Annotated in this window: 16 protein-coding genes and 1 tRNA gene; 10 read left to right on the top strand and 7 right to left on the bottom strand. The window is 67.5% G+C overall.

Annotated elements, in window-relative coordinates; all coding sequences use genetic code 11:
- Positions 1 to 222 precede the first annotated feature (222 nt).
- Together HD592_RS02015 and HD592_RS02020 are read right to left on the bottom strand one after the other, a co-directional pair.
- The gene (locus tag HD592_RS02015; protein ID WP_184451505.1) at positions 223 to 1,662 is read right to left on the bottom strand and encodes a tyrosine-type recombinase/integrase; all 1,440 of its coding nucleotides are present in this window, start codon (positions 1,660 to 1,662) and stop codon (positions 223 to 225) included.
- Between the two features lie 467 nt (positions 1,663 to 2,129).
- Positions 2,130 to 5,618: a choice-of-anchor M domain-containing protein gene (locus HD592_RS02020; protein WP_184451506.1), complete on the bottom strand. Its 3,489-nt coding sequence runs from the start codon at positions 5,616 to 5,618 to the stop codon at positions 2,130 to 2,132.
- A gap of 221 nt (positions 5,619 to 5,839) precedes the next feature.
- Between HD592_RS02020 and HD592_RS02025 the strand changes: the two genes are divergently transcribed.
- Positions 5,840 to 7,336 (top strand): glycoside hydrolase family 32 protein, encoded by a 1,497-nt coding sequence (locus HD592_RS02025; protein WP_184451507.1) that lies wholly within the window; start codon positions 5,840 to 5,842, stop codon positions 7,334 to 7,336.
- A gap of 235 nt (positions 7,337 to 7,571) precedes the next feature.
- A complete protein-coding gene (locus tag HD592_RS02030; protein ID WP_184451508.1) occupies positions 7,572 to 9,653 on the top strand; it encodes a sucrose-specific PTS transporter subunit IIBC in 2,082 nt (693 codons plus the stop codon).
- A gap of 71 nt (positions 9,654 to 9,724) precedes the next feature.
- On the opposite strand, the gene HD592_RS02035 is transcribed toward HD592_RS02030, so the two are convergent.
- Positions 9,725 to 10,759 carry a LacI family DNA-binding transcriptional regulator gene (locus HD592_RS02035; RefSeq protein ID WP_184451509.1) on the bottom strand — a complete coding sequence of 345 codons (1,035 nt, stop codon included), beginning with the start codon at positions 10,757 to 10,759 and terminating at the stop codon, positions 9,725 to 9,727.
- Positions 10,760 to 11,029: 270 nt separating this feature from the next.
- On the opposite strand from HD592_RS02035, the gene HD592_RS02040 reads away from it, so the two are divergent.
- Together HD592_RS02040 and ptsP are read left to right on the top strand one after the other, a co-directional pair.
- On the top strand, positions 11,030 to 11,296 hold the full coding sequence (locus HD592_RS02040; protein ID WP_184451510.1) for an HPr family phosphocarrier protein: 267 nt from the start codon (positions 11,030 to 11,032) through the stop codon (positions 11,294 to 11,296).
- A gap of 2 nt (positions 11,297 to 11,298) precedes the next feature.
- Positions 11,299 to 12,981 carry a phosphoenolpyruvate--protein phosphotransferase gene (gene ptsP / locus HD592_RS02045; protein ID WP_184451511.1) on the top strand — a complete coding sequence of 561 codons (1,683 nt, stop codon included), beginning with the start codon at positions 11,299 to 11,301 and terminating at the stop codon, positions 12,979 to 12,981.
- Between the two features lie 140 nt (positions 12,982 to 13,121).
- Here ptsP and HD592_RS02050 read toward each other — a convergent pair whose 3' ends face one another.
- From HD592_RS02050 to HD592_RS11875, 3 genes are all read right to left on the bottom strand, one after another.
- Positions 13,122 to 13,742: a superoxide dismutase gene (locus HD592_RS02050; protein ID WP_184451512.1), complete on the bottom strand. Its 621-nt coding sequence runs from the start codon at positions 13,740 to 13,742 to the stop codon at positions 13,122 to 13,124.
- A 199-nt stretch (positions 13,743 to 13,941) separates the two neighbouring features.
- Complete coding sequence (locus tag HD592_RS02055) at positions 13,942 to 14,883, bottom strand: DUF808 domain-containing protein (protein WP_184451513.1); 942 nt, start codon at positions 14,881 to 14,883, stop codon at positions 13,942 to 13,944.
- 96 nt (positions 14,884 to 14,979) lie between these two features.
- Positions 14,980 to 15,354 carry an excalibur calcium-binding domain-containing protein gene (locus HD592_RS11875; protein WP_320657553.1) on the bottom strand — a complete coding sequence of 125 codons (375 nt, stop codon included), beginning with the start codon at positions 15,352 to 15,354 and terminating at the stop codon, positions 14,980 to 14,982.
- A gap of 214 nt (positions 15,355 to 15,568) precedes the next feature.
- Between HD592_RS11875 and HD592_RS02065 the strand changes: the two genes are divergently transcribed.
- From HD592_RS02065 to HD592_RS02090, 6 genes are all read left to right on the top strand, one after another.
- Positions 15,569 to 17,134: a DUF7059 domain-containing protein gene (locus tag HD592_RS02065; RefSeq protein WP_184451514.1), complete on the top strand. Its 1,566-nt coding sequence runs from the start codon at positions 15,569 to 15,571 to the stop codon at positions 17,132 to 17,134.
- A 251-nt stretch (positions 17,135 to 17,385) separates the two neighbouring features.
- On the top strand, positions 17,386 to 20,097 hold the full coding sequence (gene topA / locus HD592_RS02070) for a type I DNA topoisomerase (RefSeq protein ID WP_184451515.1): 2,712 nt from the start codon (positions 17,386 to 17,388) through the stop codon (positions 20,095 to 20,097).
- A 56-nt stretch (positions 20,098 to 20,153) separates the two neighbouring features.
- Positions 20,154 to 20,966 carry a dTMP kinase gene (gene tmk / locus HD592_RS02075; RefSeq protein WP_184451516.1) on the top strand — a complete coding sequence of 271 codons (813 nt, stop codon included), beginning with the start codon at positions 20,154 to 20,156 and terminating at the stop codon, positions 20,964 to 20,966.
- Positions 20,963 to 22,192, top strand: coding sequence for a DNA polymerase III subunit delta' (locus tag HD592_RS02080; protein WP_184451517.1), 1,230 nt, complete (start codon positions 20,963 to 20,965; stop codon positions 22,190 to 22,192). Before tmk ends, HD592_RS02080 begins: the two co-directional genes overlap by 4 nt.
- Positions 22,193 to 22,362: 170 nt before the next feature.
- Positions 22,363 to 23,985, top strand: coding sequence for an alpha/beta hydrolase (locus HD592_RS02085; protein ID WP_184451518.1), 1,623 nt, complete (start codon positions 22,363 to 22,365; stop codon positions 23,983 to 23,985).
- Positions 23,986 to 24,116: 131 nt separating this feature from the next.
- Positions 24,117 to 24,189: transfer RNA gene (locus tag HD592_RS02090), tRNA-Thr, on the top strand.
- Between the two features lie 48 nt (positions 24,190 to 24,237).
- Here HD592_RS02090 and HD592_RS02095 read toward each other — a convergent pair.
- Positions 24,238 to 25,317 carry an integrase core domain-containing protein gene (locus HD592_RS02095; protein ID WP_246429964.1) on the bottom strand — a complete coding sequence of 360 codons (1,080 nt, stop codon included), beginning with the start codon at positions 25,315 to 25,317 and terminating at the stop codon, positions 24,238 to 24,240.
- Positions 25,318 to 25,491: the final 174 nt, after the last annotated feature.

Below are 25,491 nucleotides of genomic sequence, written 5' to 3' on the forward strand. Positions count from 1 at the left end.
TGAGTCACGCGAAGTCGTGCACCTTGAGCTTCTCGAGGTCGTTCGCCTCGAGCGGGATCTCGAAACGTCGTGAGGTCGCGCTCCGTGAGTAGGTGCTCGAAGACGCGCTTCACCTCGAGCAGCGACTCGCGAATGAGCTACTCCTCGAGCTGGATCCGCCACCTACCGAAGATGTTGGAGAAGGTGCTTCACGAACTCCTCCCGAGCCCGTCCGCGAGCGCCCTAGCTGTTGAGCAGCCGTGCCACAGTGTCGGGGTCGCTGATGCCCATCCGGCGCAGCTCCTCGAGCAGCTCGGCAGCCCGCAGGGCGTCGGCTTCCACAGACTCGGCCCGCTCCCTGCGCCGCTCCTCGAGGTCGGTCACCTTCGCGCCCTCCTTCGCGCCCTCCGGATCCTTCGCCGTCGGCGGGGTGAGCAGCTCCTTGGCGAGCGCTGACGCGATCCGGCGTTGGTGTTCGTCGTCCGTCTTCATGTAGCGCAGCGCCATGCCCGGGGTCGACTGCCCAAGCAGTCCTTGAACGTCCTTCGGTGAGACGCCCGGAGTCCTGCCCGCCACTGACGCGGCCGTGTGCCGGAAGTCATGGGGCGACGCATGAGACAAGCCAAGCCGCTCCAAGGCGTGCTTGATGTTGAGCTGGAACGTCTTGGGCGGCATGTAGGCGTTCACGTCCCTAGACGAGGGGAACATGAGCGCCTCGGGGTCGGTGATGTGTCGGGCGGCGAGGTGCTGCACGACGAGCTGGACGGTCGCCGGGTCGAGCTGCACGACGCGCGTGCCCGCCTTCGTCTTCGGTGTACTGAGGTGCAGCGTCTTGCCGGTGCCGGATACGGATCGGGACACGCTGAGGGTGCCTTCCTGACGGTCGAAGTCCTTCACTCGCAGCTCCCGCAGCTCTCCCATGCGTAGGCCCGTCGTCGCGTCGACGAGGACGGCGGCGCGCATGTAGGCGGGCACCTCGGCCGCGAGCGCTTGAACCTCCTCGGCGGTGAGGGCTCGGGGCGCGTGCCGCTGCGACTGGCCCGCGTCGGCCTTCGTCGACCCGAGCATGTTCCGCTTGCAGGGGGAGGAGGGAATCACGTCGTCGTCGACGGCGGTCGCCATGATCGTCTTGAACAGCTCGAAGGCGTGCTTACGGGCTCCCGGCTTGCCCGGGGCCAGTTCCGTGGCGATCCACTCGCGTACCTGCGCGGTGGTGATCTCCCGGATGGGCGTCTCCCCCCACTTGGGGAGTATGTGGGCGTTGAGGTAGGTCTCGTAGCCGTCGCGGGTCGAGGCTGCCAGTCGCCGGGTCTTCAACCACGATTCGGCGTAGGCCTTGAAGGGAAACTTCGCCTCGGCCTCGGCGCGGGCGCGCTCGCGGTCGGCTTCCTCCTCTGCGATCCTCGCGGCCTCTTCCTCGGCCTTCACCTGGTCGGGGTGCTTCCATTGCCCGGATGCAATGGCCGTCTTCATCTTGGATGCCCACGCCTCGGCGGCCCTCTTCGTCGGGAAGTGGGGGCCGTTGATCCACGGTCCAAGCTGGGGGAGGTCGATGCGGGGATCCCGGTAGCGGACGCGCCAATACTTCGGCTTGGGCTTCGCCGGACGCTTCCCGGCCTTCCAGTCGGCGTATTCGGAGTCGGAAAATCGCGGGTCGATGCTCCAGGAAGTCTCTGTTCTCAACGTTTTCTCCCCTTCTCCGTCGGGTACATACGGGGTACACGGCGCGCCCATTCTACGGGCTTTATGGGGCATATGGGGTAGACTGTGGAATGTTCCAAGGGGCACTTTCCCCAGGAATCAAGCCAAATCGCAGAATCTCGGGGCAAACGGCACAGTATTCGCGCCGCTTTCAAATCCCAGCGCTACCGCCACGGTTTTCCCCGTGATTCCGACGAGAAGTCGGGATCGCGGGGATTTCCATACTGCGCGAAGCGCGCACCGGGTGCGCGGCGCTTCGGGGCTCCGAGTGACTGCCCCTCCCCGTCACCGTTCTCGCGGGATCGTCATGGGAGGGGAGGCCGCCGGGCCCGGTGGGGCCCGCCTTCTCGCCGTACCTCCCGAATCGAGGAGGCCCCTCGATCCAGTCGCATAAAACTCGGGGCGGGCGGAATCCACCGGGATTCCGCCCGCCCCTCTGATGCGCGTGCTCAGCGCCTTCTCAGGCGACGCGAGCGAAGCATGACCAGAGCGCCTCCGACGAAGGCGAGCGCGAGGATCGCCGTCTGGATCTGGGCGAGGTCGGACACGCCGGTATGGGCGAGTCCGGCAGCGGCCAGATCGTTGGCGTCAGGGGTGCAGGGCTTGCCGTCCGCATCGACCCACACCGTCGTCGAGCCCGCGGGGCCGATGGAGGGGCCGAGGTCGAAGTGCCCGTCACTGATGCCGTCTGCGGAACCGACGTCAATGGTGAGGACCGTCGAGCCGCTGAGCTCCGAACCGTCCTTCGCGCGGGTCGTCATCGTGATTCCGAGCTCGTAGCGCCCGGGCTTGGTGAAGACCCAGTTCGGGTGGACGTGGGTGTTGGGGGCGACCGTCGTGGAGCCGCTCGCGCTCCCGTCGCCTCCGGAGAACCAGATGCTCCCGACGCTCGCCGACAGCCCTCGCCCGAATTCGAACACCTCGAGCCTTCCGGGTCCGGAGAAGGAGGTGAGTGCGAAGGTCGTCGGCCCCTGGGCCTTCTCGCCGAGGCTGGGGTGCTGGGTGTTGACCCCGATCCAGGGGACCCCGGCGACTTGCGACATCGAGATCATCCAGACGGACGATCCCTTGGAGATCGCGCCGATGTCCATGGGGACGGTCGCCTTCCCGGCATCGGAGATCGAGAAGGACAGGCGCTGCGGATCCACCCATTCGCCGGGCGAGGTGCGGTCGTCCTTGATGCGGGGGAGGAGGGTATCGGCGCCCGAACCGCCGCTCTGCTTCGGGAAGCACTTCGCCTTGGCGACGCTCGGAGCCGAGGAACTGCGAGCGCTCCCGCCGGAGGTCGAAGGAGTCGGGGAGGCCGAGGTGGAGCCCGCCGGGGAGACGGACGGCGACGGGGGTTCGACGGCCGGGGCTGCGGAGTCGGGCGAGGGCTTCTTCTCGGACTCGGGCTTCTTCTCAGGTTCGGGGGCCTTGTCGTCGCCGACCTTCCAGGTGTAGGTCGCGACCCGTGACAGCGCTTCGCCCGAGCCGTTGAGGGCCTTCGCCTTCGCCCGCACCTTCATCGTGTAGGTGCCGGGAGCGGAGAAGAGCCAGTTCGTGTGGACGTGGGCCGGGTGCGCCTGGCGGATCACCGATCCTGCGCCGATTTCGAGTTTGCCGTTCGTGAAGGCGGGCGTCACGCCCCCGAAGGTCTTCGTGTTGAACATGTACGCCTTGGCGCCCTCGGGAGCGCTCATCGAGAGGATCTCGAAATCGACTGCTTCGAAGTCGGGTCGAACGCCGTTCGTGTCCCATCCGGGGAAGAGCATCTCCTGCTGCTTGAGGCCTCCCGCGTCGAGGAAGTACCCCGACTTCGGCAGGTTCGGTGCGATCTGCTTGTCGAAGGAGATGAAGGAGTTCTGGCCGATCCGCAAGGTGACGTCGGCAGGATCGCGCAGGACCGGAGTGCCCTTCGAATCGTCCTTCGCCACGAGGTACAGCAATCCGTTCTTCGCGATCGCCGTGAACAGGTCGAGGTGCCCGTGGGAGATCTCGACCTTCTCGTCCACCGCTCCGATCGTCTTGGGCGAAGGCCCGAGGTCTTCCGGGGTCGAGGGGACCGGCGTGATCGGCTTCGAGGAGGAAGCGACGTTCATGACGGAGAAGGCGGTGGGATCTTCGCCGACCGGGCCTGCGGAGAGGTTGTACATGCCCGGCTTGAGCGAGGCGGGCAGGGCGAGGGAGAGGGTGGCCTTGCCGTCCTTGCCGACGGGGACGTCGGAGACGAGGGGCGTGCGCGTGAAGGGGGTGCTGAGCGCGGTGAGCGCGGCTTCGATCCGGCTGTCAGGGGTGAAGCCCTTGGCGAGGACCTCGACCGTCGCTCCCGGGGTGATCGACGCGCCCGGCGTTCGGATCTCGAGGCTCGGTTCATCATCGTCGGAATCGGGTTGATCCGGCGAGGGGGAATCTCCGGAGCCGACCGAGGGGTCGGCCGGGTTGGGCTCGACGATGAAGGTGTAGGTCTCCTCCGGGGACTTGAGTTCGCCCGAGCCGTCGGCCTTCGTCGCGACCGCCTGGGCCTTGACCGTGTAGGTGCCGGGGCGGCTGAAGAGCCAGTATCCGTGGGTGTGCCCGCTGACGGGCAGAACCGCGCCCGCGGTGAGGTAGGGGCTGTTGTTCGTGAGAACCGGCGGCAGCGTCCCCTGAATGGTCTGCGTTCCCGTCAGGACGATCCTCCCGGGGCCCTCCACCGAGGTGAAACGGACTTCGGCCTTCGAGAAGCCGTTGCCCGCGTAGTCGTCGATCGACCATCCCGGGGAGTAGATGCTCATCGTGCGGCTCTTCGCGTTCGAGTGGTATCCGGCCGTCTCCTGGATGGAGCCCTTGAAGTTGCCGGTCTTTTCGTAGCGCTCCTTGACGAACACCATCGTCACCGAGGAGGGGACGCGGGCCGTCGGCTCTGAGGCGCTGACGTCCTCCTTGAGGAAGAGCTGGGGGGTGCCTCCGCGGGTGCCGATGTAGAAGGCGTCCATGTGGCCGGACTTGAAGGTGACCGGAGTGGAGATCGGCGAGTAGCTGCCGCTTCCGCTGGGGGATCCGCCTTCCGGCTTGCCGCTCGGCTCGTCGGAATCGGAGTCCGAGTCGGCATCGTCGGAGTCCGCATCGTCTGAATCAGTGCCGGAATCGTCCGAATCGCTGTCCGGCTCGTCCTCGGATTCATCGGAGCCGGTGTTGTCGTCCGCGTCGTCCTCGTTGCCCGTGATCACCGGGGGCTCAGCCAAAGAGGTCTGCTTGACCTTGAAGACGGTCGTGAACGGTGCGGATTCCACGGTTTCCCCGCTGCTCTTCACGCCGACGGCCTTCGCCTGCAGGCGGTATTCCCCGGCGGCGGTGAAGAACCAGTGGGCGTGGGTGTGCCCGAAGACGGGCAGGGAGACGCCCGGCTCGACGTAGTAGGTCCCGTTGGGGATCCCGCTGGTGCCGAATCCTTCGAGCGCCTTCGAGTCCTGCAGTTGATTGCCGAGGGCGGTGATCTCGCCGATCCGCTCGGTCGGGATGAGGAACTTTGCGAAGGGCTCCTCCGACGACAGCCTGTTCCCCATGATCGCAACGTCTCCGGGGCCCTGAACCGAGGTGAAGTCGATGCGCACGGAGCTGAATCCGTTCTCGCGGAAGGAGGGGGCCGACCATCCGGGTTCGAAGTAGTTGGCGTTCTCGGAGGCGGTGTAGTAGCCGACGTTCCCGCGATCGAGGTAGGGGGCGAAGGGCTCGTAGCGGCCGTAGGTGTCGGCGCTGATGACGAAGGCGACGTCGTCGGGATTGTGCTTCTGGTTCTGGATCCCGTTGTTGACGAGGACCTTTGGTGCCCCTGAGGCGGTCTCGATGTAGAAGGCGTCGGTGTGGCCCGCATCGATGTCAAGGCGTTCGCTCGCTTGAGCGGGTGGTGCCAGCATGGAAACGGCGACGGCGCATGCCAATAGCCCCGCCGCGATTCGCGACTTCGTGAATATCATCTCTGCTTCCTGTTGGTGGGTGCGACGACTCGCGTGAAACCGCGTTTTTGCGGTGATCGATGCGACTGTTGAGCACATCCAGACTAATGAGATCGATTCCCAGTAGCAAGTGAGAGAGGTTATGCTCACCTTATGTCCCGGCCGGGGTTTCGGGCCTCCGGGAGCGGGACGATCCCCTCTCGAGTCTGTCAATCGAATGTCAGACTTGCTACGCTCGGCGCATGAGCACAGACTTCCTCGCTCGCGCCGAAGCGGCGGAGCGGAATTCGAGGGCCCGCGATGACGCGGACCGTCCGGCCTTCCATGTCGCGCCCCCCGTCGGGCGCCTCAACGACCCCAACGGCCTCATCGTCGACGGCGAGGACTACCACGCCTTCTTCCAGTACACGCCCGAGCATCCGCTCAAATTCGTCTACTGGGGGCATGCGGTCTCGAAGGACCTCGTCCACTGGGACTACCGGGCCCCCGCGATCCTCCCCGACTCCCATCAGGATGCCAATGGCGCCTACTCGGGCACGGCGATCGGCGTCGAGGGCGGCGTTGAACTCTGGTATACGGGGAATTACAAGGATCCCGGGACGGGGGAGCGCGAAGCGACCCAGTGCCTCGTCGAAACCTCGGACCTGCGGACCTTCGTGAAGACGCGCGAAGCGATCATCGCCCGCCAGCCCGAGGGCTACACCGCCCACTTCCGCGACCCGCAGGTCTGGAAGGATCCCGATGATCCCGCCGGGTCCTACCGGATGATGCTCGGCGTCCAGCGCGCGAACCTCACCGGAGCGATCCTCCTGTACCGTTCGAGCGACCGGAGGAACTGGGTCTGCGAGGGTGAGATGACCTTCCCCGATGCGGGCGGCGCCTTCGACGACTTCGGCTATATGTGGGAGTGCCCGAATCTCGTCCGCCTGCGCGACGAGGCGAGCGGCGATGTCCGTGACGTCCTCATCTTCTGCCCGCAGGGCATCAGCCCCGAGCGCGAGGGCTTCGAGAACGTCTTCCCCTGCGTCTACGTCGTCGGAAACCTCGTCGGCACTGAGCTGCGCGGCGCGGACGGCGCCTTCGAGGAGGTCGACAGGGGCTTCGAGTTCTATGCGCCCCAGGTGTACGCGCGCCGCGGCGCCGACTGGGGGGATTTCGACTCCGGCGATCCGGCCCTCCTCATCGGCTGGGCCGGCAATGCGGGCGAGGATGATCAGCCCTCCATCGAGTCCGGCGGCTGGGTCCACTGCCTCACCAGTCCGCGCGCCCTCGCCCTCGTCTCGGGCCGCCTCGTGCAGCGCCCCTTCCTCCCCGGCCTGCCGTTCGTGCCGGCTTCGGCCCCCTCGATCGACGAGGGCGGTGCCGGAGGCGTTGTCGAGCTCGAGGGGTCGAGGTCCTGGCGCTATTCGGCCTGCCTGAATCTGCCCGCCGCTTCCGCCCTCGTCCTTGAAGCGGAAAGCGGTGGGGGTGTGCGCATCCGGGTGACGCCGGAATCGCTCGAGGTGGATCGCTCCGCCTCCCGCTATCCGCACGGGGACGTGCGGCGAGTGGCCCTCGAGGCGGGCGAGGCCTCGCGCATCGAGGTCATCCACGACCGCTCGCTCACCGAAATCGTGCTCGGGGGCGGGAGTCGGGTCTTCACCTTCCGCTCCTTCCTCACGGGTGAAGGCGCGGGCCTGCGCGTGCTCGTCGAGGGCGGTGCGGGAGTGGTCGCCGCTGAGTTCGCCCGTCTGGATTGAGGTGCTCTGTCTTTGCGGCGCGCCCTTCCCGCTTGGTGAAACCCCAGGTCAGGGCTCAAGCGGGGGAGTAGTCCTCGTCGGGGTCGGGAAAACCTGGGAAATTCGGGGGAATTCCGAGGGGAAACCCTTGCGCGAAGGGCGCGGGCGATCCTAGTATGTCAATCGATTGCTATATCGCCCGGGAGTCATGGTGACACCGTCGTCCTTCCCGGGTCCACCGAGAAAGGAACGTGGAATGGCAATGGATCACGCCAAGGTGGCATCCGAAGTCGTCGAAGCCGTCGGCGGGGCCGCCAACATCACCGCCGCCGCCCATTGCGCGACACGCCTCCGACTCGTCCTCGCGGACGAGAAGAAGATCGACCAAGCGGCCCTCGACGCCAACGAAGATCTGAAGGGGACCTTCGCCGCGGGCGGCATGTACCAGATCATCGTCGGCCCCGGCGACGTCGACATCGTCTACACGCACATGGTCGCCGACCACGGCGTCCGCGAAGTCTCCAAGGACGAGGCCAAGGAAGAGGCCGCGAAGACCGGCAACGTCTTCTCCCGCTTCATCAAGATGATCGCGGACATCTTCGTCCCGATCCTCCCCGCCCTCGTCGCCGGCGGCCTCATGATGGCGATCAACAACGTCCTCACCGCCCAAGGCCTCTTCGGCCCGAAGTCGGTCGTCGAGATGTTCCCCTGGGTCGCCGACTATGCGAACCTCATCAACATGGTCTCGGCCGCGGCCTTCGCCGCGCTCCCCGTCCTCGTCGGATTCTCCGCCGCGAAGCGCTTCGGTGGCAACGTCTACCTCGGCGCCGCCCTCGGCGCGGCGATGATCTCCGGCGACCTCCTCAACGCCTGGAATACGGGCGCGGCCCTCGCCGGACAGGCCGAAGTCCAGTACTGGCACATGTTCGGCATGGACGTCGCGAAGATCGGCTACCAGGCGCAGGTCATCCCTACGCTCGCCGTCACCTACGTCATGTGCCTCATCGAGAAGCAGCTCCACAAGCGACTGTCGGGCACGGTCGATTTCCTTCTCACTCCGCTCGTCACACTCCTCGTCACCGGCTTCCTCGCCTTCATCGCGATCGGCCCCGTCACCCGCATCCTCGCCCAGTGGCTCACCGACGGCATCAACTGGGGCTACACGACCCTCGGCCCGATCGGCGGCCTCCTCTTCGGCCTCGTCTACTCGCCGATCGTCGTCACCGGCCTGCACCAGTCCTTCCCCGCGGTCGAGATCCCGCTGCTGCCCGTCAACGGCGGCATCGGCGACTTCATCTTCCCGATCGCCTCCATGGCGAACATCGCCCAGGGCGCGGCCGCCCTCGCGGTCTTCGCCAAGACCCGCGACGCCAAGCTCAAGGGCCTCGCCGGCGCCGGCGGCGCCTCCGCCGTCTTCGGCATCACCGAGCCGGCGATCTTCGGCGTCAACCTCCGCCTGCGCTGGCCCTTCTTCATCGGCATGATCGCAGCCGCGATCGGCTCGGCGGGCGTCGCGCTCTTCGACGTGCGCGGCCAGGCCCTCGGAGCCGCCGGCTTCGTCGGCTTCGTCTCGATCATCCCGCAGGACATCCCCATGTACCTGCTCCTCGAGGTCGTCGTCTTCGCCCTGTCCTTCGCCGGCGTCTTCGTCTACGCCTCCTCGAAGGGGCGCGCCGACATGCAGGCGAAGAGCGTCGTCCCGGCCGATGCCGCCGATGCCCCGGCCCCCGCTTCGATCCTCGACGCCCCGGCCGCCGTGCCCGCGAGCGGCACCGCCGCCGCATCCTCTCCGGCGCCTGCGAGCGGCGCGCTCCCGTCTGTTGCGGCCGGAGCTGCCGCCCTCGTCGAGCTGCCCGCCGAGGCCGCGAACGACTACACCGTGACTGCGCCCCTCGCAGGAAGGATCGTCCCCCTCGAATCCGTCAAGGACGAGTCCTTCGCCCGCGGGCTCCTGGGCCCCGGCGTCGCGATCGCGCCCGCGGGCGGGGTCGTGGTCTGCCCGGTCGACGGCGTCGTCACCGTCGCCTTCGGCACGGGCCACGCCTACGGCCTCAAAGCGGCCTCCGGAGTGCAGGTCCTCATCCACATCGGCATGGACACCGTCAAGCTCGAGGGCAAGGGCTTCACGCCCCGCGTCGCCAAGGGCGACACGGTCCGTCGCGGTGACGTCCTGGCCGAGGTCGACTGGGATCTCATCCGTGAAGCCGGCTACGACACGATCACCCCGGTCGTCGTGACGAACAAGAAGAAGTTCGACGCCGTTGCGCCCCTCGCCCAGGGCGTGGTGGATCTCGGCGACGAGATCCTCGCGATCTCCCCGAAGGCCCCCACGGCCTGAGCCGATGAGCCCTCCGTGAGAGGGGGAGCGCCCGGCAGGGCGCTCCCCCTCTCACGGAGTTCGCAGCAGGATCAGGCGGTCCAGCCCTCGATGAGCGTCACCGGGAACTCGACGGTGAGAGCGATCGCCTCGTCCTCGTCCGCGAGGGGATCGCCTCCCCCGTCCCGCTTGGTCGATCGCGGCGAGGCGATCTGCTCCATCAGGATCTCGACCGCCTTGCGCGCGAGGAGGTCCAGGGGCTGGCGGATCGTCGTGAGGCCGGGCAGGGCCCGCCTCACGGTGCCCGTCCCGTCGAAGCCGATCACGCGCAGATCCCGGGGGATCTCCAGATCGCGCTGACGTGCCCATTCGATCACTTCCGCGGCCGCGAGGTCGTCGGTCGCGAAGACCGCGTCGATCATCTCAGTCGCTCCGTCCAAGCATTCGGCGACCAGGATCGGCCGCTCCTGCGCGGGGGTGTGGAAGGGCACTTCGAGGACGATCGGCTCGATTCCCGCCTCTTTCAAGACGGAGCGGTAACCGCGCTCGCGGAGGTTGAGTGGATGCGAGCGGGAGGTGAGCAGCGCGGGCCTGCGCGCGCCTGCGTCGAGGAGGCGCCGGGTGGCCATTCGGCCGCCCGCCTCGTTCTCGCACCTGACGTTCGGGATCCGCGGCGACAGGGTCCGATCGATCGTCACCAGGGGCATGCGGATCGAGTGGTACTCATCGAGATCCTCATTGTGGGCGCCGGAGATGATCCCGTCGACGCGATTGCCGACGAGAAGGTCCAGATAGTCGCGCTCCCGATCCGAGCGTCCCATCGAATTGCAGATGAGGATGCGGTAGCCGTGCTCCGCGAGGGCGTTCTCGATCTCGACCGCGAGCTCCCCGAAGAAGGGGAGGGCGACCGTGGGGACGATGAGCCCGATCGTCTGCGTCGACTTCCCGTGAAGGGAGCGCGCGACCTGGTTGGGGCGATAGCCCAAGTGCTGGATCGCCGCGGCGACCTTGTCCTTCGTCGCCTGGGAGAGGTACCCCCGGTTGTTGAGGACGCGGGATACCGTCGTCAGTGAGACCCCCGCTTCCCTGGCGACATCTGCGAGAGTCGGTTCCGACGGTTGTGCCACCCCAGGTCCTCCATTGCTTCGCCGTGAATCCCGCTCCGGATTCCGCGCATGAGCGTTGATCTGTCGGGGGACAGTCTAGTCGCGGCTCCTCGCGCGGGCTCCGAAGCGCCGCAGGACGCGCCCCTTTCCCGCCGGAACCCGGGGAATCCGTGAGCGTTCGAGGCATCGAGAAGTCCGATCGGGTATCCGTATCGCTCCAAACCCCATACGATGAAGGCAAGAATCGGTTCTGCCCAACGATGGACAGAACCACGAGCGGAAGGAAACCCCATGATCTCCCGTACCGTTGCCGTCGCCTCCTCGGTCGGTCTTCACGCCCGCCCCGCGGCCCTCCTCGCCGAAGCGGTCGACGATTCCGGCGTCGAAATCACCATTTCCTTCAACGGGGACGAAGCCGATGCCGCCTCCCTGCTCGAGATCATGACCCTCGGCGTCAAGCACGGCGATGAGGTCACCCTCTCCACCGACGACGACTCCGCGGGCGACGTCCTCGATTCCCTCGTCGCCCTCCTCTCCCGCGACCTCGACAAGGAGTGACGATGACCGAGCACACCGTCCTCCACGGAATCGGTGTTTCGGCCGGAACCGCTTCGGGCAGGGCGGCCGTCGTCCGCCCCGCGCCGGGTGCGGATCCCGACGAACCGCCGAGCACCGATCCGGTGGCCGACGGCGCGCGCGTGCGCGCCGCCCTCGCCGTTGTCTCCGCTTCGCTCAAAGAACGGGCGGAGAGGGCTCCCGAGGAATCCGCGCCGATCCTCAACGCGACCGCCCAGCTCGCAGCCGATCGCGGCCTGGCCAAAGCCGTCGACAAGAAGCTGAAGAAGGGGCTGGGCGTGACCCAGGCCGTGCATGCGGCCGTCGAGGAGTACGCAGAGATGCTCAAGAGCCTCGGCGGCTACATGGCCGAACGCGCCACCGACCTGTACGACGTGAGGGATCGGGCGATCTGCGAGCTGCGCGGACTGCCCGCTCCGGGCGTGCCGGTCTTCGATGAGCCGGTCGTCCTCGTCGCCCGCGACCTCGCGCCCGCGGAAACGGCGACCCTGGACCCCGCGACCGTCAAGGGCATCCTCACCGAAGTCGGAGGCCCGACCTCGCACACGGCGATCCTCGCCGCTCAACTCGGCATCCCCGCGATCGTCAAAGTGAAGGGGATCCTCGAGGTCGAAGAGGGGGAGCTGCTCGCACTCGACGGCGGTGTCGGAGAGGTCGTCGTCTCGCCGACCGCGGAGGAGATCGAGCAGCTCGAAGAACGCTCCCGACGGCGGGCGATGGCCCTCGCCGGCTCCTCCGGCGAGGGGGCCACCTACGACGGGTACCGGGTGAAACTCCTCGCCAATATCGGCACGGTCGACGACGCTCAGCGCGCCGCGGCCTTCGATCTGGAGGGCGCGGGGCTCTTCCGCACGGAGTTCCTCTTCCTGGACCGCGCCGAAGCCCCTTCGCTCGACGAGCAGATCGCGACCTACACGCAGGTGCTCGACTCCTTCGGCGAGCGCCGCGTGGTCGTCAGGACCCTCGATGCGGGCGCCGACAAGCCGCTGAGCTTCGCCGACCTCGGCCCTGAGGCGAACCCCGCGCTCGGACGCAGGGGCCTGCGCCTGTGCCAGGCCCGTGAAGACCTCATCGACACGCAACTCGCGGCGCTTGCGGCCGCCCACACCAAGACCAAGGCCGAGCTCTGGGTCATGGCCCCCATGGTGTCGACTCTTGAAGAGGCCGAGTGGTTCGCCGAGAAGGCCCGCGGTGCGGGCCTGCCGAAGGTGGGCGTCATGATCGAAGTCCCCGCGGCCGCGATCCGCGCGAACCACCTCCTCGACGTCGTCGACTTCGCATCGATCGGCACGAACGATCTCACGCAGTACACGATGGCCGCCGATCGGATGGACGGCGAACTCGCGCCGCTGTTGAGCTCCTGGCAGCCCGCGGTCCTCCAGATGATCAAGTTCGCCTGCGAAGGCGGTCGCGCGACCGGGAAGCCGATCGGCGTGTGCGGCGAGGCCGGGGGCGATCCGCTCCTCGCGCTCGTCCTCACGGGCCTCGGCGTGGCATCGCTGTCCATGGCCCCCTCGAAGGTCAATGCGGTGCGGGCCGCGCTCCGCCTCCACGACCTCGCGACGTGTCAGCAGATGGCGGCCTTCGCCGTCGACGCTCCGACCGCCGAGGAGGGGCGCGCCAATGTGTTGAAGCTCGTCTCCCCGACGATGCTCTCGCTCATCTGAGGCCGGAGACGGTCCGGCATCCGGATCAACAGGGGACGACGAAGGGGGTCGCACCGCATGGTGCGACCCCCGAGTCCGTCGAGGACGGCGCCCCGCCCTCGACGATCTGAAGAAGGCCGGAAGCGGTGCCGTGACTCGGATCAGGCGGTGACCAGACCCGTGCAGGAGCGGGCGTTCGCGAAGCGGGCGGCGACGTCGTCCCAGTTCACGACGTTCCACCACGCCTTGACGTAATCGGCCTTGACGTTCTGGTAGTCGAGGTAGAAGGCGTGCTCCCACATGTCGAGCATGAGGAGGGGAACCGTCGCGACCGGGATGTTGCCCTGCTGGTCGGTGAGCTGGTAGGTGACGAGGCGCGCGCCGAGCGCGTCCCAGGCGAGGACGCCCCAGCCCGAGCCCTGGAGGCCGAGGGCGGCGGCTGCGAACTGCGCCTGGAACTTCTGGAAGGAGCCGAAGAACTCGTCGATCGCGCTCGCGAGTTCGCCCTCGGGGCGGCCCTGGCCCTCGGGGGTCATGTTGAGCCAGAAGATCGAGTGGTTCGTGTGTCCGCCGAGGTTGAAGGCGAGGTTCTTCTCGAAGAGGTTGACGGCGGCGAAGTCGCCCGACTCGCGCGCGGCCTCGAGCTTTGCGAGGGCGGCGTTGGCGCCGGCGACGTAGTTCGCATGGTGCTTGTCGTGGTGGAGCTCCATGATCCGCCCGGAGATGTGGGGTTCGAGGGCGGCGTAGTCGTAGGGGAGATCGGGGAGGGTGTAGACGGACATGTCGACTCCTTAAGTGAGATTGCTGCGGCTCTGGTGAGCCCTGCACACGAATTAGGCTACAGGTCTTTAGTCCTATTCGGGAGGGGGAGGGCGTGTGACCCGCGTTCCTTTCGCCCAGAGCGCACACCGCCCCCTTTCGAGCGCGTCCGCTCGAAGCGCGATCGCCCCCGCGCCCAGCCCCGCTCGAGGCGGGGCGCCTTCAGGCGTGCGCCTTCTTCGGCACCAGCTTCGAGATCCCCAACCATGCGTAGGCGATGAGCGAGCCCCAGAGGAGGCCGAAGACCCCTGACAGAAGCGTCTCCATCGTCCACTTCGCGGCCCCGCCCCATGCCTCAACCAGGTGGACCGCCTGTTCGACGAAATGGTGCAGCGGATCGAATCCGAGGTCGGAAAGGGAGGCGATGACGATGTGCCCGCCGACCCAGAGCATCGCGACCGTGCCGACGACGCCGATCACGGTGAAGACCTTCGGCATGACTGAGACCAGGGAGCGCCCGAAGCCCGCGACCGCCCCGTCGCGCTCTGCGAGACGAAGCCCGAGGTCGTCCATCTTCACGAGGATCGCGACGAGGCCGTACACGAAGAAGGTCATGAAGAAGGCGACGAACACCATGATCCCGACGCGGACCGCGTTGGATTCGGCGGTGACATTCGCCAGGGAGATGAGCATGATCTCCGCCGAGAGGATGAGGTCGGTGCGGGTCGCGGATGACACGATGCCCTTCTCGACCTCGTCCGGGGTCTTCGCTTCGACCTCGTCGCCGTGTTCGGCGTGCTCGGGGTACAGGCGCAACTTGGCGAGGACCTTCGCCGCACCCTCGAAGGAGAGGAATGAACCGCCGATGATGAGCAGGATCGGCAGGGCCCAGGGCGCGATCCACGTGAGGAGGAGGGCGACCGGCAGGATGATCGCGAGCTTGTTGATGAGCGATCCGCGGGCGATCCGCTTGATGATCGGGAGCTCGCGACTCGGATCGAGGCCCGATACGTACTGCGGAGTGACCGCGGTGTCGTCGATGACGACGCCGACCGCCTTGGAGGAGGCCTTCGCCGCGCCCGCCGCGATGTCGTCGAGCGAGGAGGCGGTCGCTTTCGCGAGGGTGGCGATGTCGTCGAGGAGGGCGATGAGTCCGCCGGCCATGTGAGTCCTTGAGGTCGAAGAGCAGGGGCGCGGGTGCGCCTGCGCCCATCATGCCAGGCCGGATCCCTCGCGCGCCCGAGGACGCCTCCCTTGCGCTCACTCGCAGGCGATGCCGTCGCCATCGCGGTCGAGTTTTCTGGAGTACCCGGGATCTCCTGCGTAGAGAGGGGTCACACCTGCGGCTCGGGCGGCGGAACAATTCGGGTAGTAGGCGCTCGGAGTGCTCACCAGGGGCGCGGGGGCCTGCTGTGCGGCTTGCCGGGCGGCTTCTTCTGCTGCCCGCTGCTCGGCTCGTCGTGCCGCTTGTCTTGCGGACTGCTGATCCTCGGTCTTCGAGGAGGTCTTCACCGGTGTCTTGGCTTTGCCTGCCGATGCGGGAGCATCGACGAGACTCGGCGCCTTCTGAGGGGGAGTCCGATCATCGTTGACGAGCGCCCCGATTCCTCCGAAGACAAGGGCCACAGCGAGCACGCCGAGGACTTTGCGGCGGACCGGATGGGGCTCATGACTCGGATCTCCTTCACTCTCACTTGACGGGATGAGCTCAGAGTATGACGACGAGCGGATCGGAGGGGGCGGATTCGAGCGGAATGATCGACCGTGAGCGCTCCCCGCTCCCGGCTTCGCAGAGGGCATGCGCGGGGGCGGGAGGGGCTCCCGCGGGCTCTCTCGATACGCTTGCCCCATGAATGCGAACGACGCCCCGATCCTCGACGCTGCCCTCATCGCCGCGCTCCGCGACGATCTCGAGGAGGCCGGATGGACGGTCGACGCCCTCGAGGAGATCCTTTCGGATCGGGCCCGCGCCGCCCTCGCGCGCGAGCAGCGGCTCCCGGCCCTCATCGAGCTCGAAGGCCGGGACGATCCCGCTTCGGTCCTCACCCGCCTCTTCGTGCTCGGCAACGTCGAATCCGAGGCGGACCTCGCCGCCGCCCTCCCCCGTCTCGGAGGTCGCGGGGCGCGCGCCCTCGGCCTCGTCGCCCCCGCTGAGGAGGAGGGCGGGGCCGGCGCTGGCCTTAGCGCCCTCCTCGACCTGCGGCCCTACGCGGCGACGCTCGGCGTCACCGGCGTTTCAGACGATACGGCCGGGGAGGTCGCCTGGTGGATCGCCTCCGACATCCCCGGATCGAGGGCGGGCGGGCCGTTGAGGCCCGATCACGTCCTCGGCGTCGGCGGCGCCTCGACGAGCCTCCTCGAGATGACGATCCGCGATCGCGTCGACTCCGCCCTCGACATGGGGTGCGGCTGCGGCATCCAGGCGATGCACCTGACGACTCACGCGCGCAGGGTCGTCGCGACGGACCTGTCGGCGCGCGCCTGCGCCTTCACCCGCTTCAACGCTGCCCTCAACGGCCTCGACATCGAGGTCCGCGAGGGCTCCCTCTTCGAACCGGTCGCGGGCGAGGCCTTCGATCTCATCGTGACGAATCCGCCCTTCGTCATCACTCCGGACTCGCTCCGCGGCGCGAGGGGGCTCCTCGAATACCGCGATGGGGGGATGAGCCGCGACGGGCTCATCCGCGCGGTCGTGCGATCCGGCCCCGATCACCTCGTCCCCGGCGGGATCCTCCAGCTCATCGGGAATTGGGAGATCCCCGCCGGTCGTGATCCCGACGCTGAATGGGGGCTGCGGCTCGAGGAGTGGTTCGAGGGCCTGGCGGTCGATGCGTGGATCGTCGAGCGCGACGTCCTCGATCCTGCTCGCTACATCGAGATGTGGCTCCAGGACGCCGATCCGATGGGCGCCGCGAACGAGGACGCCTACCGCGCCTGGCTCGCCGACTTCGACGCGGCGGGCGTGGGCGGCATCGGGATGGGCTTCATGGCGATTCGCCGGCATGCAAGCGACGAGGGCGCGGCGGTGCTGAGATTCGACCTCGGCCTCGCGGGGGCGAGGCCGAGAGGGGCCGATGTCGCGCAGACTCTGCGGGCGCTGCGCCTCCCGGCCGATCTCGCGCCCCTGCGGCTCGAACGCGCCGAGGACGTCACCGAGGAGCGGCACTACGTGCCCGGGAGCCCCGATCCGCAGGTGATGATCCTGCATCAGGGCTCGGGTCTGGGGCGTTCGATCATGGTGGGGACGGCGGTTTCGGCGGTCGTGGGGGCTTCGGACGGCGAGCTGGAGGTCGGTCAGATCATCGCCGCCGTCGCGATGCTCACCGAGCGCGATGCCGACGAGGTGCGCGCCGAGGTCGACGAGCCGCTGCGCGGGCTCCTGCGGGCCGGGATGCTGCGGATCGTCGAGGACTGAGCAGGTCGGCGCGGCGCTGTTCCCGCGGTGTTCCGCGTCGTCGGAGGGCCCGGGCCCGCCGTCGTGCGCGGGCCTCACCCGTGGGAGGAGGGGACGGGGCTGCCGGCCGGGACGCGTCCGATCGTGCGTGATCGTCTCCGCTTCGAGCGCGCGTCCTGTGGAGCCGGAGCGGAAACGGGGGCGCGCCGTTGTAAGGTCAGGCAGGAGCGGCAATCGCCGTCTCTAAGTGACGAACGCCGGAAGGGTGGATCATGGGAGCCTCGAAGCTGGTCATCGTGGAGTCTCCGGCGAAGGCTGCGACCATCGAGGGGTACCTCGGCCCGGACTACCACGTGACGGCCTCGATCGGTCATATCCGCGACCTGCCTCAGCCCAAGGACCTTCCCGCCGAAATGAAGAAGGGCCCCTACGGGCGCTTCGCGGTCGACGTCGATCACGGCTTCACCCCCTACTACGCGGTGAATCCGGACAAGAAGAAGAAGGTCTCCGAACTGAAGAAGGCCCTGAAAGAGGCCGACGAGCTCTACCTGGCCACTGATGAGGACCGCGAGGGCGAGGCGATCGCCTGGCACCTTCTCGAAGTCCTCAAGCCGAAGGTGCCCGTCAAGCGCATGGTCTTCCACGAGATCACGAAGGAGGCGATCTCCCGCGCCCTCGACAACACGCGTGAATTGGACGCCTCCCTGGTGGATGCGCAGGAGACCCGTCGCATCCTCGACCGCCTCTACGGCTACGAGGTGTCGCCGCTGCTGTGGCGCAAGATCCGCCCCTCCTTGTCCGCAGGCCGCGTCCAATCGGTGGCGACGCGACTCGTGGTGGACCGCGAACGCGATCGCATGGCGCACGTGTCGGCCGAGTACTGGTCGATCCGTACCCGGGTCGAGGCGGGCGCTGAGGCTTTCGACGCGAAGGTCACCCACATCGATGGGCGGTCCGTGGCGACGGGGTCGGACTTCACCGAGAAGGGCGTCCTGGGTGAGAAGGCCGCGACTGCCGGTGTCGCTCATCTTGACGAAGCCCGTGCGCGCGCTTTCGCCCGGGCCCTGGAGGCTTCGGCCTCCTCGGTGATCGAGGGCGTGACCCAGAAGCCGTACCGCAGGCGTCCGGCGGCCCCCTTCACGACCTCGACGCTCCAGCAGGAGGCTTCGCGCAAGCTGCATTGGAACGCGGCCTCGACGATGCGGACGGCCCAGTCCCTCTACGAGTCGGGCTACATCACCTACATGCGCACGGATTCGACGGCCCTGTCGGGTCAGGCGATCGCCGCCGCGCGGGCGCAGGCCGCCGAACTGTACGGCGCCTCCTCGATCCCCGAGAAGCCCCGCGTGTACGGGAAGGTCGCGAAGGGCGCTCAGGAGGCGCATGAGGCCATCCGTCCCGCCGGGGATCATTTCCGGACTCCCGCGCAGGTCGCGGCGGAGCTCAATCGTCAGCAGCTGGCCCTGTACGACCTCATCTGGAAGCGCACTGTCGCCTCGCAGATGGTCGACGCCGTCGGCTTCACGGCCTCCATCCGCGTCCTGACGGGCATCTCCCTGGATGACGGCCGTCACGACGTCATCTCGACGGCGTCGGGCACGGTCATCACCGAACCGGGTTTCCGCCGCGCCTACGAGGAAGGCCGGGACAAGGGGCGGTACGACTCGGAGAAGGACGCCGAGGCGGAGAAGGTCCTGCCGAATGTCGCCGAGGGCGATGGCGCGGACCTCGTCGGAGCGACTCCTGAGGGGCATGAGACTCAGCCCCCGGGGCGTTACACCGAGGCCACTCTGGTCAAGACGATGGAGGAACGGGGCATCGGCCGTCCTTCGACCTACGCCGCGACGATCCAGACGATCGGGGACCGCGGGTACATCACGCATCGCGGGCAGTACTTGGTGCCGACGTGGTTGGCCTTCTCGGTGACGCGCCTCCTGGAGGAGAACCTCGGCAACCTCGTCGATTACGACTTCACCGCGTCGATGGAGACCGACCTCGACAAGATCGCGGCCGGCGAGGAATCGGGCGTGGACTTCCTCTCCCTCTTCTACCTGGGCGCGGACGGCGAGGGCGATGCCGATGGCCTGAAGTTCCAGGTCGCCTCGCTCGGCGACGACATCGATGCGCGCGCGGTGAACTCCCAGGAGGTCGCCGAGGGCGTCGTCGTCCGCGTCGGGCGCTACGGGCCGTATCTGGAGAAGGCGGACGGGTCGCGGGCGAATCTGCCGGCGGAGATCGCGCCCGATGAGATCGACGACGCCAAGATCGCGGAGCTGTTCGCCCTGGCCGCCGACGACGGCCGCGAGCTGGGCGTGGACCCCGCGACGAACCACGTGATCGTGGCGAAGAACGGCCGTTTCGGCCCGTACGTCACCGAGGTGCTGCCCGAGGCCGAGGCCGGGGCGGAGGCGAAGGGCCGGAAGAAGGCGGCGCTCAAGCCGCGTACGGCTTCGCTGTTCAAGTCGATGGACTTGGCGACGGTCGATCTCGATCAGGCCCTTCAGCTGCTCGCGCTTCCCCGGGAAGTCGGCACGGACCCTGCGACGGGCGAGGTGATCACCGCGCAGAACGGGCGCTACGGGCCCTATCTGAAGAAGGGCTCGGACTCGCGCACGCTCGCGAGCGAGGACCTCATCTTCTCCATCTCCCTCCAGGAGGCGCTGGAGATCTACGCGCAGCCGAAGACGCGCGGCCGCGGGACGGCGAAGCCGCCGTTGCGCGAGTTCGGCGAGGACCCGGTCTCGGGCAAGAAGGTCACGGTGAAGGACGGCCGTTTCGGCCCGTACATCACCGATGGCGAGACGAATGTGACGGTTCCGCGCGCCGAAACGGTCGAGGACCTCACGCAGGAGCGCGCCTTCGAGCTCCTCGCCGACAAGCGCGCGAAAGGGCCCGCGCCGAAGAAGGCCCGTTCGACTGCGAAGCGCACCACGACGAAGAAGGCATCGGCTCGGACCTCGGCGAAGAAATCCGCGGCGAAGTGAGCGGTGCCGGACGCCGGGCGATTCGAGATGCCGACGGCGCGTGGGAGGATGGGCGCATGGTGGCGAGTGCTGGTGTGAGCGAAGCGGGCGAGGGTGTCTTCATCACCTTCGAGGGCGGCGATGGTTCGGGCAAGTCGACGCAGATCGAGCGCGTGCGCGAGTGGTTCACGGCGCGCGGGCGCGATGTGCTGGTCACTCGCGAACCGGGCGGAACGGAGCTGGGCGTCGACATACGCCGCCTGGTGCAGAACGGTCCTGAGGATGTCGATCCGAGGACCGAGGCGCTGCTGTACGCCGCCGACCGCGCGTATCACGTGGCCACGGTGGTGGCCCCGGCGCTCGCCCGTGAGGAAGTCGTCCTCGGCGACCGCTACATCGATTCCTCCCTGGCCTACCAGGGCGCGGCCCGTTCCCTGGGCGTCGAGGAGATCCGCTCCCTGTCGCAGTGGGCGACGGGCGGCCTTCACCCCCGCCTCACCTTCCTCCTGGATCTGCCTCCGGAGGTGGGTGCGCGCAGGCGCACGGACCGGCCCGACCGCCTGGAGCGGGAGTCGATGGACTTCCACGAGCGGGTGCGCCACGAGTACTTGCGGCTCGCCGACGCGGAGCCGGAACGGATCGTCGTGATCGATGCGGTGGGCACCCCCGATGAGGTGTTCGCCGAGATCAGAGGCGTCCTTGAAGAGCGCTTCGGGGATGCGGGCCATTCCTACGGCGCGGAGGAGCCGACCGGTGAGGGCGACGAGTCCCGCGCCGATGAGGACGCCGTGAAGAAGGATGCTCCCGGGGCGCATCAGCCGATCCTGGCGAGTCTCCTGGAACGGCAGGCGACCCTGTGGCCCTTCGGGGATGAGGACGCGGAGCTGTGAGCCGCCGAGGTTCTGCGGACGACCGGGGCGTATGGGGCCGACTGGTCGGGCAGGACAGCGCGGTCGAGACTCTGAAGGAGGCTGCGCGCGCTGCGCGCGCCATCGTCGATGCCGGGCTCGAGGAGGGCGCCCGGGAGGATCAGTCCCGAGCCATGAGCCACGCCTGGCTCATGACCGGGCCTCCCGGATCCGGGCGCTCCAATGCTGCGAAGGCCTTCGCGGCCGCCCTGCAGTGCACGGGCGACGAGCCCGGGTGCGGCGTCTGCCCGGGCTGCCGGACGACGATGTCGGACTCCAATGCGGATGTGCGTCTGGTCGTGACCGAAGCCTCGGTGATCAACACCGAGACCGCGCGGGGCCTGGTGCTGGACGCCCAGGTCGCGCCGTCTCAGGGGCGGTGGCGTGTCATCATCGTCGAGGACGCCGACAGGCTCCACGAGCGGGCTGCGAATGCGCTGCTCAAGGCCATTGAAGAACCTCCGGAGCGGACGGTGTGGCTGCTGTGCGCCCCCAGCGTCGAAGACATGCTGACGACGATCCGCTCGCGCTGCCGGCATCTCGGTCTCCGGATTCCCTCGGTGAGGGCCGTGGCCGACCTGCTGGTCGGCGAGGGAGTCGCGGACGAGGAGACCGCGATGGAGGCGGCCCGCGCCGCGCAGTCCCACATCGGCCTGGCGCGCGCACTCGCCGCGGACCCGGAGCTGCGCAGGAAGAGGCGAGCGACGCTCACGGCTCCCGTGCGCGTGCGCTCCGTCGGCGATGCCGTCATCGCCGCCGCGGATCTTCACGACATCGCGAAGAAGCGCAGCGAGGAGCGCGTGAGCGCGCGCGACGCGGCTGAACGCGCGGCGCTGCTCCGACAGCTCGGCATCGAGGACAAGAAGGCCCCTCCGCGCCAGTACGCGACGATGATCCGCCAATTGGAGGAGCAGCAGAAGAAGAGGGCGAAGCGCGCCCTTACGGACGAACTGGATCGGGCGCTGCTCGACCTCATGTCGATCTACCGCGACGTGCTGATGCTGCAATTGGGGACCGACCAGGAGCTCATCAATACGGACCTCGAGGACCTCTCGGCCGAGATCGCGCAGGAGTCCACCCCCCAGCAGACGATGACGCGGATCGAGGCGATCGAAAGGGCCCGCCGCAGGCTCGTCATGAACGGTCAACCCCTCCTCGTGCTCGAGGCGATGGCGGTGTCGCTGCGTCCCCAGGTGGAGGGCTCGTAGGCCTCGCTCGGGTGCGGAGGCGGCTGCGGCCGTCCCTTCGTGAGCGCGAGGCCCGGCCTTGGTCGATCACTGCGGAATGACTGGCGGGATCGGGGCCCGAGTCCGCATCATTTCGGCGAAGGCGATTCTTGAATACCCCGACCATCAGGCAGATCCCATACCCTGGGGGCATGAGAGCCTCGAAACCCGTCATCGCCGTCGCCGTGATCTCCGTCCTCATCTGCCTCGCCCTCGTCGGAACCCTCGTCTACCGGGGCGCCGGACTGGTCATGTCCGTGATGGGGGGATCTCAGGTCGAGCAAGCCCGAGCGGACGAGGTCGCGGCGAAGAGCGCCGAGGACTTCTACCGGCAGAAGATCCACTGGGGGAGCTGTGCGAGCAGCCAGGTCGCCACCGGCTCCGCTCGTCCGGCGGACCTGCGCTCCTACGAGTGCGCAACCCTCTATGCGCCCCTCGACTGGGATGATCCCTCCGGCGAGCAGATCACGCTCGCCCTCGGCATCCACCGTTCCGGAAAGGCCGACGCCCCGATCCTCTTCTTCAATCTCGGAGGGCCGGGAGGCGCCGCGGTCAGCGCCCTCAGCCGCCAGGTCGAGGACAACCTGGGCACCGCCCTCGTCGATCACTACGATCTGCTCGCCCTGGATCCCCGGGGCGTCGGCGCATCCACCCCGGTCAAGTGCCTGAGCGATGAGCAACTCGACCTCTACAACGCGGAAGGGTCGATTCTCGGCAAGAAGGCGGCCTCGGGGCAGACCCCCGAGGAGATCGTCGCCCAGGCCCAGGCTGAGAACGCCGCAGTCGCAGCCGGCTGCCAGAAGATGAGCGGCGAGCTCTTCGGCCACATCGACACGATCTCCGCGGCCAAGGATTTCGACATGGTGCGCGCCGTCCTCGGGCTCGACACCATCGACTATCTCGGCTACTCCTACGGGACCTTCCTCGGCGCGACCTACGCCGAGCTCTTCCCCGAGCGCGTCGGCAGAATGGTCCTCGACGGCGCGATCGATCCCGCGGCGACGGTCGATGAGGTGTACGACATGCAGATGCGCGGATTCGAGGACTCGATCAACCACTGGATCGACAGCTGCCTCGACTCGAGCGCCTGCCCGCTGTCGGGGAGCCATGAGCAGGCGAGGAGCCAGCTCGTCGACTTCCTCGACAGCCTCGACGAGTCCCCCCTGGAGACCTCCGACCCCGAGCGCCCCCTGACGAGGAACCTCGCGACCACGGCGATCATCGGCATGCTCTACTCGGAGAGCACCTATGCGATGATCACCCAGGCCCTCATCCCGGCGATCGAGAGCCGGGACGGCTCCCAGTTGCTGTTCGTCTCGGACATCCTCAGCGATCGCGGTGATGACGGAAGCTACTCCTCCAACGGGACCGAAGCGCTGATGGCCGTCAACAACCTCGACTACGGCCCGGCAGGAACGATCGAGGAGTGGGCGAAGAACGCGGACCTCATCCGCTCCGAGCTCCCGGTCTTCGGCGACCTCGCGGGCTACGCGTCCGCGGGGCTCGACAAGTGGCCGACGAGTCATGCGCAACGGGGGCCGATCGCAGCTCGGGGGAGCGCTCCGATCGTCGTCATCGGTACGACCCACGACCCCGCGACGCCCTATGCGATGGCGAAGAGGCTCGCCCAGCAGCTGGATTCGGGGATCCTCGTGACCAACGAGGGATGGGGGCATACGGCTTACGACCGTGAGGCGAACTCCTGCATCACGGGTGCGGTGGAGGATTTCTTCATCGGGGGAGTGCTCCCCGAGGACGGTCTGGTCTGCCGCTGAGCATCGAGTATTCGGTGCGGCGGTGTGAGCCGAACCATCGACGAGGGCGCCCGCGTCATTTGCTCAGCGGCGCTTCGGCCCATTAGACTCTCACCGTTGTCTGAACGCCCCTCGCGGGGAACGGCAGGCGCGCCACCTTAGCTCAGTCGGCAGAGCGATTCACTCGTAATGAATAGGTCGTGGGTTCGATTCCCACAGGTGGCTCCGTGTGATGTCCCAGGACATTGTTCCGGCAATGTCCTGGGACTTCTTTTATGTTCGGGGTGTTGATGTCCCGGGTGATCGTTCCGGTGATGTCTCAGGTGATCGTTCCGGTGATGTTCGGGTTTTCTTTTGGTATGTGCGGGTGGGGTCGAGGGTGTATTCGGCGATGATTTGTGCGGTTTTTGGGTGGAGGATGAGGACTTGGGGGCCGTTGGCTAAAGCGATGACGCGTTGGCCTTTGTGGCTTCTGCCGATGCCGAGGTGGAGGAGGCGGCCGGCGTAGCGGATGGTGATGGTGCCGTTGTCGTGGACGAGGTCGTAGCGGATACGCCAGGTGTTGCGGGTTTGTGTGAGTGTGGGGCCGTTTTTGGGGGTGGCATGGTAGGCGGCGTATGGGGTGCGCCCGTTGAGTGCTCTGTGGGGTCGTTGGGTGTTGTAGATGGCCTGAAAGACGGTGAGCTGTGTGTTGAGTTCGGTCAGGGTGGTGGGGGCTGGTTGGGAGTTGAGCCAGCGTTTGAGGGTTTGGTGGAAGCGCTCAATCTTGCCTTGGGTGGTGGGATGGTTGGGGCGGCCGTTCTTTTGGGTGATGTTCAAATCGGCGAGGAGGGTTTCGAAGGCATTGGGCTGGTAGGAGCCGTTCTGGCCTCCTGACAGTCGGGTCGTGTAGACCATGCCGTTGTCGGTAAGGGTGGATGCGGGAAGCCCATGAGCGTCTTGGGCGGCAGTGAACGTGCTGATGACGATCGGGGTGGTGATGGCACGATATGCACTGATGTGCAGCAGGTAGCGCGAGTGGTCATCAAGCCAAGAGATGATCTCGACGGCGCTTGTGTCAGCGAGCCTGACGTGGGTGAAGTCTGACTGCCAGCATTCATTAGGGCTCGCGGCCTCAAAGCGGTGCCATGACGAGCGAGGACGCTTGTGAGGCTGGGCGATCACGGCACCACTTTTTGTGAGGATCCTCCAGATCGTGGTGCGGCTCGGAGCAGTAGCAGGATCAAGGCGGGCCAGGATCGACTCCGGGCCCGCGTCCAGGCCCTCACTTACGAGCCGTTCACGTACGGCAAGGATCTGGTCTGTCACCTGCGCGCTTGTCTTCGTAGGCTGGGTGTGGGGCCTCCTTGACAACGGATGCAGGCCTTCTGGTCCGTCGCGTTCAAAACGGCGGTACAGGGTGCGTACTGCGTACCCAGCGGGTGGACACCCCGAAGTGGTGGGCGGCTTCGGTTTGGGTCATGCCGCCCTCGATGATCGCCAGGACGATAGCTCGATTACGCGAATAACTCATGACCCACCCTCGCA

Source organism: Schaalia hyovaginalis (genome assembly GCF_014208035.1).
GTDB lineage: Bacteria > Actinomycetota > Actinomycetes > Actinomycetales > Actinomycetaceae > Pauljensenia > Pauljensenia hyovaginalis.

Excerpts from the sequence above, each read along its gene's own strand:
- HD592_RS02020 (WP_184451506.1), bottom strand. The coding sequence starts at position 5,618 with ATGATATTCACGAAGTCGCGAATCGCGGCGGGGCTATTGGCATGCGCC.
- HD592_RS02025 (WP_184451507.1), top strand. The coding sequence starts at position 5,840 with ATGAGCACAGACTTCCTCGCTCGCGCCGAAGCGGCGGAGCGGAATTCG.
- HD592_RS02030 (WP_184451508.1), top strand. The coding sequence starts at position 7,572 with ATGGCAATGGATCACGCCAAGGTGGCATCCGAAGTCGTCGAAGCCGTC.
- HD592_RS02040 (WP_184451510.1), top strand. The coding sequence starts at position 11,030 with ATGATCTCCCGTACCGTTGCCGTCGCCTCCTCGGTCGGTCTTCACGCC.
- ptsP (WP_184451511.1), top strand. The coding sequence starts at position 11,299 with ATGACCGAGCACACCGTCCTCCACGGAATCGGTGTTTCGGCCGGAACC.
- HD592_RS02050 (WP_184451512.1), bottom strand. The coding sequence starts at position 13,742 with ATGTCCGTCTACACCCTCCCCGATCTCCCCTACGACTACGCCGCCCTC.
- HD592_RS02055 (WP_184451513.1), bottom strand. The coding sequence starts at position 14,883 with ATGGCCGGCGGACTCATCGCCCTCCTCGACGACATCGCCACCCTCGCG.
- HD592_RS02065 (WP_184451514.1), top strand. The coding sequence starts at position 15,569 with ATGAATGCGAACGACGCCCCGATCCTCGACGCTGCCCTCATCGCCGCG.
- topA (WP_184451515.1), top strand. The coding sequence starts at position 17,386 with ATGGGAGCCTCGAAGCTGGTCATCGTGGAGTCTCCGGCGAAGGCTGCG.
- tmk (WP_184451516.1), top strand. The coding sequence starts at position 20,154 with ATGGTGGCGAGTGCTGGTGTGAGCGAAGCGGGCGAGGGTGTCTTCATC.
- HD592_RS02085 (WP_184451518.1), top strand. The coding sequence starts at position 22,363 with ATGAGAGCCTCGAAACCCGTCATCGCCGTCGCCGTGATCTCCGTCCTC.